Origin of the sequence: Caloranaerobacter azorensis DSM 13643 (genome assembly GCF_900129995.1) — a bacterium.
In the GTDB taxonomy this organism is placed as follows: Bacteria; Bacillota; Clostridia; order Tissierellales; family Thermohalobacteraceae; genus Caloranaerobacter; species Caloranaerobacter azorensis.
In genome coordinates this window covers 75777-86522 of the sequence record NZ_FQXO01000004.1, presented here as the reverse complement: position 1 = coordinate 86522, position 10746 = coordinate 75777, and the positions used below count along the sequence as shown (strand labels likewise).

The 10746-nt window shown below is 28.7% G+C and carries 10 protein-coding genes; 9 read left to right on the top strand and 1 reads right to left on the bottom strand.

Going from position 1 to position 10746, the window contains the following annotated elements; genetic code table 11:
- The 7 genes from BUB51_RS00400 to BUB51_RS00375 all read left to right on the top strand — a co-directional run.
- On the top strand, positions 1–477 hold a 477-nt coding region (locus BUB51_RS00400), incomplete at its 5' end, for a transposase (protein ID WP_143153524.1).
- Positions 478–929: 452 nt separating this feature from the next.
- A complete protein-coding gene (locus BUB51_RS00395) occupies positions 930–1109 on the top strand; it encodes a hypothetical protein (protein WP_035163622.1) in 180 nt (59 codons plus the stop codon).
- 119 nt (positions 1110–1228) lie between these two features.
- Positions 1229–3178 (top strand): M28 family metallopeptidase, encoded by a 1950-nt coding sequence (locus BUB51_RS00390; RefSeq protein ID WP_073194471.1) that lies wholly within the window; start codon positions 1229–1231, stop codon positions 3176–3178.
- A 464-nt stretch (positions 3179–3642) separates the two neighbouring features.
- Positions 3643–4800: a group II intron reverse transcriptase/maturase gene (gene ltrA, locus BUB51_RS00385; protein WP_278293528.1), complete on the top strand. Its 1158-nt coding sequence runs from the start codon at positions 3643–3645 to the stop codon at positions 4798–4800.
- A 1042-nt stretch (positions 4801–5842) separates the two neighbouring features.
- Positions 5843–5968, top strand: coding sequence for a hypothetical protein (locus BUB51_RS13535; protein ID WP_278293526.1), 126 nt, complete (start codon positions 5843–5845; stop codon positions 5966–5968).
- Positions 5969–6299: 331 nt separating this feature from the next.
- Positions 6300–7106, top strand: coding sequence for a hypothetical protein (locus tag BUB51_RS00380; protein ID WP_083599447.1), 807 nt, complete (start codon positions 6300–6302; stop codon positions 7104–7106).
- The gene (locus tag BUB51_RS00375) at positions 7099–7563 is read left to right on the top strand and encodes a hypothetical protein (RefSeq protein ID WP_073194469.1); all 465 of its coding nucleotides are present in this window, start codon (positions 7099–7101) and stop codon (positions 7561–7563) included. Before BUB51_RS00380 ends, BUB51_RS00375 begins: the two co-directional genes overlap by 8 nt.
- Positions 7564–8703: 1140 nt before the next feature.
- On the opposite strand, the gene BUB51_RS12685 is transcribed toward BUB51_RS00375, so the two are convergent.
- The gene (locus tag BUB51_RS12685; RefSeq protein WP_242945528.1) at positions 8704–8871 is read right to left on the bottom strand and encodes a 5-formyltetrahydrofolate cyclo-ligase; all 168 of its coding nucleotides are present in this window, start codon (positions 8869–8871) and stop codon (positions 8704–8706) included.
- A 1231-nt stretch (positions 8872–10102) separates the two neighbouring features.
- On the opposite strand from BUB51_RS12685, the gene BUB51_RS13530 reads away from it, so the two are divergent.
- Together BUB51_RS13530 and BUB51_RS00365 are read left to right on the top strand one after the other, a co-directional pair.
- Positions 10103–10237, top strand: a complete 135-nt coding sequence (locus tag BUB51_RS13530) for a hypothetical protein (RefSeq protein ID WP_278293523.1) — start codon at positions 10103–10105, stop codon at positions 10235–10237.
- 175 nt (positions 10238–10412) lie between these two features.
- On the top strand, positions 10413–10718 hold the full coding sequence (locus tag BUB51_RS00365; RefSeq protein ID WP_073194467.1) for a PqqD family protein: 306 nt from the start codon (positions 10413–10415) through the stop codon (positions 10716–10718).
- Positions 10719–10746 lie beyond the last annotated feature (28 nt).

Sequence of the window (10746 nt, the reverse complement as noted above, 5' to 3'; positions counted from 1 at the left end):
ATAGAAAAAGCAATGGAAGAGAAGATGAAAGAAACAGAACTTAATGAGTATTTTGAAAGTATGAAAGGAATTGGACCAATTATTTCTGCTGTATTTATAGGAGAAATTGGTGATATATCTCGTTTTGATAATTGGAAACAAATTAGAAAGTTAGCAGGTTTAAATCTATCAGAACAAAGTTCAGGACAACATAAGGGTAAAACAAAAGTTACTAAACGTGGACGCCCAATGCTGCGAAACATTTTATATTTAGCAGGGGTGACAAGTGTAAGGCATAATCCAGAAATGCGGCAGTTATATTATTATTTAATGAATAGACCATCGAACCGATTAGCTAAAAATCAGGCATTAGTAGCCGTAGGCTTAAAGGTTATGAGGATAATGTTTTATATGGCAAAAAATAAAGAAAAATATAATCCTAAAAAAGCATTGGGAGAAGTACGTTTAAAACAGATTCATAAGCTTTTAGCAGCTTAATACTTTATAAATGTAGGATAAATATTATTTATATTAATCTAAAAAACAAAGTTTTAGGTGAGGAAAGCCTAACTCCCCCATAAGGGCATAGACCCAGTATACAAGTAATAGCACTCACCTATTCTTAAAAGATAGAACGAAGGAATGTTAGGACACATAATAAATAATGTGATCCAGAGGGACATAAGAGGGTAAATCAGGGGATAGAAAAGGTGAGATACCTCTCTAAAACTTTTATACAATTAATGGTAAAATAAGTAAATTATATTGCTTGTTTTAGTAAGTATACTTATTGCATTCAATAAAATTACAAATATTCAAATAAAAAACAACAAAATCTATTTAAATAGTAGTTTCAATCTTTGTTATAAGAACAAATATAATAGCAATTTTAAGAAATATTAAGAAAGACAGAGATAATTAATAAAATATAGGAAGAGGAGGAATTCTATATGAGAATATTTTTGCAATTATTAGTACAATTTTTTGTATTAACAGGTCCAATTTTTATTTATTTAAATCATATATATATATTAAAAAATATAAAAAAAGATGAGTCCATTTATATTAGAATGTGGCTGCAATCTATTCTTATATTTTTAACAGTTGGTTGTTTTATACAGTATATCTAGCATAAATATTATTTATTATAGTAATTAGTAATTTTTATATGTTAGTTTTATAAATTTGAAGATTAAGTTTAAAATTAGATTTTTCGATTTTTAATTACATATAGAGGGGAAGTAGTGGTTTGATAAATAAAAATATAAAATTAGTTACATTATTTTTATGTATTATATTAGTTATTTCTGCATGTAGTACCACTGATTCACTAAATTATAAAGAAAAAACTATAATAGAGGATGCATTACAATATTTAACATCAGATCAGTGTAATGGTAGACTAGTAGGTACGAAAGGAAATAGATTAGCGCAAGATTATATAGTTAAAAAGTTTAAAGAATATGGGCTTAAACTGTATAATGGTACATACTATCATTCTTATCCTCAAACGTTAATCAATATAAAAAATGTAAAATTTGAATTAATTCTTCCCGATAATGTAATTAGAAGATTTAAATACGGAAAGGATTATAAGGTGAGTTTTTTTAATAAAATAGATTTAAAACTGCCAATTTATACTGAAAATATAAATGGAGAAGATTGTATAATATTAGCACAAAAATATGATGTTATAAAAAAATTAAATCAAGAGTCAAATATAAAGGGATTTATTTTATTAAATGAGACTTTTAGTAATCAAGTATTAACTGAACGAGTACAAAATGAAAAAATAATTTTAGACGTAACAAAAGAAGTATATGATATTTTAAAAGACAATACTGGGCAGCAAGTAAGTATTTCTATGGATTATGAGAAGAAAGTAATTGAAGAAAATAATATTATAGGTGTAATACCTGGGAAAGTAAGAGATGAAGCTATTTTAATAACAGCACATTTAGATCATGTTGGTGGCATAGGGGATAGAGTATGGAGAGGTGCTGTAGATAATGCTTCGGGTATATCCGTACTGTTAGATATATTAAAAAGACTGTCAGAATATGCGAATACAAATCAATTAAATAAAGATCTGATTTTTTGTGCAGTAAATGGTGAAGAAGCAGGATTAGTAGGTAGTCATAATCTTGCATTATTATTAAACTATGATTATATGAAAAAAATAGAAAATATAAATTTAGACTGTGTAGGACAAAAGGGTAAAGATAAGGTAATGATTGATTCGAAAGGAACTATAGAATCTAATAGTATTGCAAATAAAATAAAGGAATTTATTGAAGATAAAGGAATGAAAGCCGAGATTACTACTGGAGAGTTTTGTAGTGATCATATTTCATTTGAAAACGCTGTAAATATTAGTACTGGAGCAGATTTTAATGTAATTCATACACCAATAGATAATTTAGATAAACTTGATATAGTTTATATGAATAAAATAAGTAAGATATTAAGTGAGTTTTTGATTAAATATTTAAGTTCAGAAATAGAAAAAAAAGAAAGTGAATTATATTATGACAGAATACGTAAGGAACTTAATGAAGAAAGAAATAAATTAAATTTTGGTGAATATAAGTTTGTAGAAATAAATGGGAAAAACTGTTGTGTTAGGAAAAGTAGTTTTAAAGGTAATAAAGAGGAAGTTAGTAAAATATATAATAATGATTTAGATTTTATACCAGAAGAAATAGCAGGTATTAAATTAGAGGAAATTTTTATTACAGATTATAGATGTGAGTTTAAAATGCCGGATATTGATGAGCATGTTGTTGGAAAGGTTTATAAAGATAAGATTTTAGCATCAAATATCAATAATGTTGAAATAATTTATTATGATGAAAATAAAAATTTACCATTTATCTCAATATTGATAGAAACGTTCTTTAAAGATGATAAAAATGAAATGGATACATATAACAATATTTGGAATAGTATAGATTGCGATAGTAAAATAAAAACAGAAAATTATATGTTTTTTTTAAAAAGACGGGAAGATAAGAAAAAAGAGAAACATATAGACGCTTTATATGTGAAACAAGAATATAAGAACAAAGTATATTTAACACGAGTAGAGAGTCGTTTTATAGATGAATGTAAAAATAATGAGGAAATTATAAGGTTTATTAAGAATAATAATATAGAGGGAATTATTAAAGGTCTAATAGATTGGCTACAGGAAAAGTAGATGAAAAAATCATCTACTTTTTTGTATGTGCGCCGGACATGCGTAACAACTAGGTGGTGAAAGTCCACTGTGGGGGTTGACCGTGCCAACCACTAGCCAAAGGCAAGGGTGTCCATCGTGAGGTGGAATCTGAAGGAAGCCGGAGGCAAAATCCTGGTTCGAGGTATATGAATTACATTCGAGGCTGTATAAATCGGGTGAGTTTGCATAACAAAACGAAACCCAAAACGGTCCGAAGGTTTATGCAGTAAATGTGGCGGATATATGGGAGGAAAGTGGTTATGCTTACCCCGGGAGGTCTCAAGGGTACGTCATTTAGATGAATTTCAAGATGGCAACCTATACAGTGATGTATAGCTGAACCTTGAGAAGTCAGCAGAGGTCATAGTACCTATCTAAACCTAGGACAGATAGGGAAGAACCGAACATTGAGGAGGTAAGTAACATTGAAAGATTCGAGAGGTATGCAAAGACCACAGAAAACTTCATATGAAGGCTCTCCGACTGAAGTAGGACTGGAAGTCCAAGATAGGAAGGAAGCGTGTAGTATGCCTTTGGCATCTTCGATAGTGAAAGCCAGAGTTCAACTAGATACTGCAAATCTTCTAGAACAAATTCTTCACAGTGACAACCTAAACAAAGCATATAAGAAAGTAAAGAAGAATAGAGGAAGTCATGGAATAGATGGAATGAAGATAGATGAACTTCTATCTTTCTTGAAACAACATGGCGGAGCCTTAGTAGAAGAAATAGCTATGGAGAAATACAAATCACAATCGGTTAGGAGAGTAGAAATTCCAAAGCCAAATGGAGGAGTTAGACTGTTAGGAATACCTACGGTGGTAGATAGATTTATACAACAAGCAATAGCACAAGTATTAATAGAAGTCTACGATAAAGAGTTTTCCGAAAATAGTTATAGATTCAGACCTGGCAGAAATGCTCACATGGCAGTAAAGAAGGCGAAAGAATATATAAATGAAGGATATACATGGGTAGTGGATATAGACTTGGAAAAGTTCTTTGATAGAGTTAATCATGATATTCTCATGTCAATTTTAGCGAGGAAAATAAAAGATGAAAGAGTATTAAGGCTGATACGTAAATACCTAGAATCAGGGGTAATGATAGGAAGGCTATACACGAAAACAGAAGAGGGGACGCCGCAAGGAGGACCTATTAGTCCAATACTTAGTAATATCCTTCTGGATGTATTAGATAAAGAACTCGAAGCAAGAGGACATAAATTCATAAGATATGCCGATGACTGTAACATTTATGTCAAAAGCCAAAGAGCAGGGAAAAGGGTCATGAAAAGCATAACAAAATTCCTTGAGAAGAAGCTAAAGTTAAAAGTTAATAAAGAAAAGAGCGCGGTCGATAGACCGTGGAGAAGGAAGTTCCTGGGATTTTCTTTTTATCTTAAGGATGATGAGATTAGAATAAGACCTCACGAGAAAAGCATTAAGAGATTAAAAGACAAAATAAGGAAAATCACAAATAGAAATATAGGAATAAGTATGGAAACAAGAATACAAAAACTAAACCTCCTGGTAGTTGGCTGGGTGAACTATTTCAAAGTAGTAGACATGAAAGCGAAACTAAAGGAGATAGATCAGTGAGAAGATTAAGAGCATGTCTTTGGAAACAATGGAAGAAGATTAAAACTAGATTTAAGAATCTCAAAAGATTAGGGATTCCAGAGTATAAGGCATGGCAATATGCCAATACCCGGAAGGGTTATTGGCGTATATCTAATAGTCCTATATTAAGCAAGACCTTGGATAACCAATATTGGCTAAATCAAGGTCTCAAATCGCTTTCTATGCAGTATAAGAAATTGAACTTAACCTAATGAACCGCCGCATACTGAACGGTACGTATGGTGGTGTGAGAGGTCAGTAGATGAATTAATCATCTACCTCCTACTCGATATTCATCAAAATTACTAAATTGTTGCATTTTAAAAATAATTTATTTATAATAACATAAACAAAAAAATAGTTGACATACCATATATATAATTATACATATAATAATTGTTTGTGATGAATAAAAATACCAATTTAATTTTATTTAATAAAATGAATAAGGGAATTGTTTAATTAAGTTGTATAATAAAATCTTCAATTTAGATTTAAATAAGTTTAGAAAGATTTTATTCATACCCATAAACGAGAAAATTCTTTAAAACATAACAAATTATGGTTTTTTGATAATTATAAAATTTTGCAATTGACTAAAAGACACAGGAAAAGAGGTAAGAAATATGATATATCCAAGGGCACCAAATAAAAGATTGGTTGCAAGTTTATATAATAAGAATATTTGATAATAGGTTTTAAGGATTGTGTATTTGAATTCTAATACTTGGGTATTGAAATTTATAATATTGACAATATCTATAGGGGGAGAGGAGATTAAAAATGAATAAAGTGATAATTAGTGTTGTTTTAGTATTTTGTATTTTAATAAATATGACAACTATTTCTTTTGCTGTAGACCAACGGTAATTTAGATTATTTCTATGAAACTGCAGGAGGAGTGTTGTTTGGATATTAGGAAACGTACAATATAGTTTGTTTATAGAATAAATTAGTCAGCTAATAAGTAGATATAAACCTTATAAACAAGCATAAAAGACTAAATGAGGAGGGATATAATATGGATGATACCATTATGGATATTATTTTACACCCATTAACTTCTTTATTGTTAGGAATTATGGTAATAGTGATGGGCATGCTTATGAAAAATGGGGTAATAGATATAAAAAAAATTGGCCTTTAAGGAATATAATTGATATGGAGGGGTATTTAAAGGTTTTATCTTTTCACGCCTATACAATAGGTTGTCTATATATTACTCTTAGTTTTACAGCATATTATATTAAAAATGATGCTGTAAATGCTTTTATTGTAGTTATTATCATTGTAGATTATATAGTTTATCGTATTACATTAAGAAAATATTATACGTAAAAGTGTTACTTACTATTTTAGAACTATTAAGCCCCTTTATTTTGGACAACCAAACCTATATATTATTCAAATTTTAATGTTTGGGTGTCAAATTTGCTCTAATCTTTTGACACTACGAATAACAAAAGGAGGTAGTATTTATGTTTAAGAAAGTTTTATCAATGTTTATGGTAATCACTATTATTGTTGGTATTAGCATAAATGTTTATGCTAATGAATTGCCTATCCAAAATGAGTTCGCATATAGCTTGGGATTTTACAAAAGTAGTGCAATCTTGGAACAATTACCTGAGTTAGATATTACTCAAAAGACACTGCTTCAAAGCGAGGATATGCTTGTTAGAGAAAATAGTCAGTTGATTGTTTCTGAAACTGCTAATTTTAAAAATATGACTGTTGAGGAATTGAATCAATACATATCAGATATCTCAATAAACGATTTTTCTTATAGATACAATAACTATAGAGTCACATCAAGTCCTAAGAATATATTTATACAGTTAAAACTTGCTTGGCTAGCTGCGGTACAGATTGCTAAGTTGAAGGGATATACATGTGCGGCTAAAGCGGTTGAATATTCCGTGTTGGGTATAAATTATACTGAAAATAATGGAGGGTTGTTCCGAGATAAAATTGTAGAAACAAGTGTTTATAAAAATCATATGTCGTATATAAAGAGAAATAATAAAACTTATAGTCGTTCGGTACAAGAGTTTACAAAGAGCGATAATTCAGATTTGTTTTATGCATTACATAATGCAACATTCACTGTTCGCAAATCTGGTAGTAAATACAATGTAAATGTTTATGACGTATTTGATTTTGATAATAAATATGATTCTTTGTTTACGTCGATAGTAAATAACTGGGGTTGGCTATCCCAAAATACTGGCATTCTTAATAAGATTATCATAAACATTAACTTCAAGGAGGATGTTTATGAATAAATGGTGTTGTCGTATAGTAGCAATTAGTTTAGTTTTAATATTGATTCTGTTTAGTGGTTGTAGTAAAAATGATAATGTAGCTAAGGAGTTTGTAAATACTTTCAAATTAGATATTGATAGCAAAAAATTAAATGTTTCAACAATATATAATGATTATGGCGGAGTTCCTTATGAGGGGCAGGCTTTATACAAATTGGAAAGTGCAGAACAAATTGAATTAGAAGATGTAGGCTGGGTTGAATTGCCGTTAACAACTGAATTATATGAGTTTTTATATAAAGATAATAGTATGGTATCGATAGCTAAAAAGATAAATTTACCTAAGATAGAAAAAGGAAAGTGGTATTTTGTTGATAGAGGTAAGACTGATTTTAAAAATCCTTCGGCATATAATTTTTCGCTATGCCTGTATGATGAAGTTAATAATATATTTTATTATTACAAGATTGATACATAAAAAATATGACAATTATGTTATAATTTAGCCTGAACTATTCGCGTTGATATAACAAAACAATCTATGGTTAATAACAATAAACTAGCCCAGTTCACTAAAGAAAAGGGATAGCCAATAGGAGGTTGTCTCTCTTTATTTTTGATTTTAATATCTTGAAATTAATACTTACATATGAAAAATGGGTGATTTTAATGATTAAATTAACAGAATATAGTATTAAATGGATACAAAAAAGTCACATTATCTCATTCTTAAAAAGAAAAAAGAGAGCTTAATTTTTAAGTCCGAAGATTAAATACTTTTAAGCAGTAATATTAAGTTCAGTTTGAGCCTGAAATACTATTTCACTGTCAATAGACTTAAGTTTTTGATTTGCACCTGATATAAGGCACATTCTTGCTAGTGAATTCAATATTCTTAAGCCTCCATTGATACTGGAATATAAAAGTTCAAAAGCACTGTCTGTAAATATAGGTTCATGATAACCAGCAATCTCAAGTCTAGATAATATATATTCTTTAGTTTCATCTTTTGTAAGCCCCTTTAAATAATAATTTACAACAATACGCTGTCTTAAAGCTTCATGAGGCTGTCTGATAATCTGTGTAATGAAAGGGGTTCATAGTCTTTTGAATCCATCTCAAAGTTAAAGATGATTCCCTAAATCTGTGATAATTAGAAATAAAATCTCAATTTTGATAAAGTTCAGGAAAATAATTACAAAAACAGCATAAGCAATAAAAGCAATAGCTCAATATAAGTAAAATAATATAATACAACTAAAAATATATTTTTAAAAAGGGCGTACTACCCCCAGCGATTGGTATAAATGTAATTTCATTCAGCAAATAAGCATATTTATACCCCAAGGTAATATTAAAAATTTTCTTAAGTTTTGCTCGCAAAGTTATATCTATAGGAGTCCATTTATATTAGAATGTGGCTACAGTCTATTCTTATATTCTTGACTATCATTTGTTTTATACAATATTTAGCATAAGCATTATTCATTGTAGCAATTAATTTTTTTGTTTAGTACCCTTTAAGTTCGTTTAAAGTATTTAATGAGTATTGTTGTATGTTTACTGCAATAGCTGGATTTGATAGAGGTTATAAAGTTACGTTTATTGAAGATGCAACTTAAACTGTTCTGACACCTTTTTCAGTTATTATATAATCTACAGGAATGTCATGTTTTTCTTCGTCTATTTTTTCAACAACTTGAAAGTCAAAAGCTAGAGCTACTTTTGGCACTGATTTATCTCTTAAAGTGGTGGATTTTCTTTCCCATTTTTGCGGGATTTTCATTGACAATAACATCCTATTCGATATATATCAGATTTACTGAAATGTTACATTATGGAGACAATTCATTTACAACAACAATAACGGAAAAAAATAGTTGACATACCATATATATGTATATATAATTATATATATAATAATTGTTTGCGATAAACAAAAATACCAAATTAATTTTACTTAATAAAATGAATAAAGGAATTATTTAATTTAGTTGTATAATAAAACCTTTAATTTAGATTTAAATAAGTTTAGAAAGATTTTATTCATACTTATAAATGAGAAAATTTTTTGAAACATAACAAGTTATGGTTCTTTTGATAATTATAAAATTTTATAATTGATTAAAAGATGCAGGGAAAGAAGTGAGAAACGTAATATATATCCAAGGGTACCAAATAAAAGATTGGTTGGTTGTAAGTCTATATAATAAGAATATTTGATAATAAGTTGTAAGGATTGAGTATTTGAATTCTAATACTTGGACATTAAAATTCATAATATTGGTAATATCGGTGGTGTAAAAAGAAATATGAAAAGATAGAGCAAAGATTGGATATACTTTAAGATGACATTTTTAAAGATTTTACCCATTTTCTTTTGATTTTCTATGGCATGTATTTGTGCTAATTCAATTAATTTAGCCCATTTTGCTAACATTATTTTGTATTTGTTTAGTTCAGTTAATGGTATTGCTACTTTAAGCTGAATGAGGCCTTAAAAAGTTAAACCAAGCTATGAATAAAGTAACCTAGGATATAGCACCATAAAATGCCCCAAACCTATTTTTGTGCCTGTAATTGTCTTTGTTTGGTAGTATTTACAATTATCGTTTTTACATTTGTAGACTATAAAGGAATTTTTATTTTTAGTTTTTTCTAAAGTATGACTACAGTAAAAGGACATTTACTTATGGTTTTCTTGTTTAATTTAGAACCTAATATGAATGTGCTACTGCAGATTTTGTATAAGCATTGACTTTTTGAACCGTTATTAGTATAAATATATTTTTTAGGAGCGCCACAATAAGGGCATATAGTGTCTTTAGGAAAATTAATCTTCTTTTTACGATTAATAGATTTAAGTGGTTTACTGTGCTTACGTTCGTATTGTTTTAATAGCTCTTTATAATGAGGCTGGAGACAACCAAACCTATATATTATTCAAATTTCAATGTTTGGGTGTCAAATTTGCTCTAAACTTTTGACACTACGTATAAAAAAAAGGGGGGGCTATTATGAAATATGAAAAACCTATAATGTCAATACTAGAAGATGAAGAAGTATGTAATGAAATGTATTCATCAGGGATAGTATTAGCTGCAGCACTGGCTATTGCAATAGTTGCTCTTACACCTAAGCCAGCACATTAAGCATATTAACAGTAATCCCAGGAATATTTTCTTGGTATTCAAGGAAATATTCCTGGGATTTTAAAAATGTGATAATTATTGAATTATAAATAAAAATAGATAAATTTTATATTTGTGTATGGAAGGATAGTAGGTTTAAATTTGGTAAAACGAAATTCAAGAGAGGTGACGTGATATGTTTGAGTTTAAACCATGTAGAAAAACGGAACTATACAAAATAGAAAATGGCAAAGGTTACATAATAGGATTTAAATCTATAATAGAGCTGAATGAAGTAGCAGCAATATTTTGGGATATGGCAAATGGGAAAAACACCATTGCTGAAATTGTTGATTATATTTGTGAGGTATATGATGTAAATAATAAACATACAGTTTATAATGATATATTAAGTATAATGAAGCAATTAAGTAAGGAAGGAATATTAGTAGAAAATTGGGATCCATTATATAAAAGTAAAATTATACTTAAAGATGTCTAGTAATGCATTATACTTTTATTACTATTTG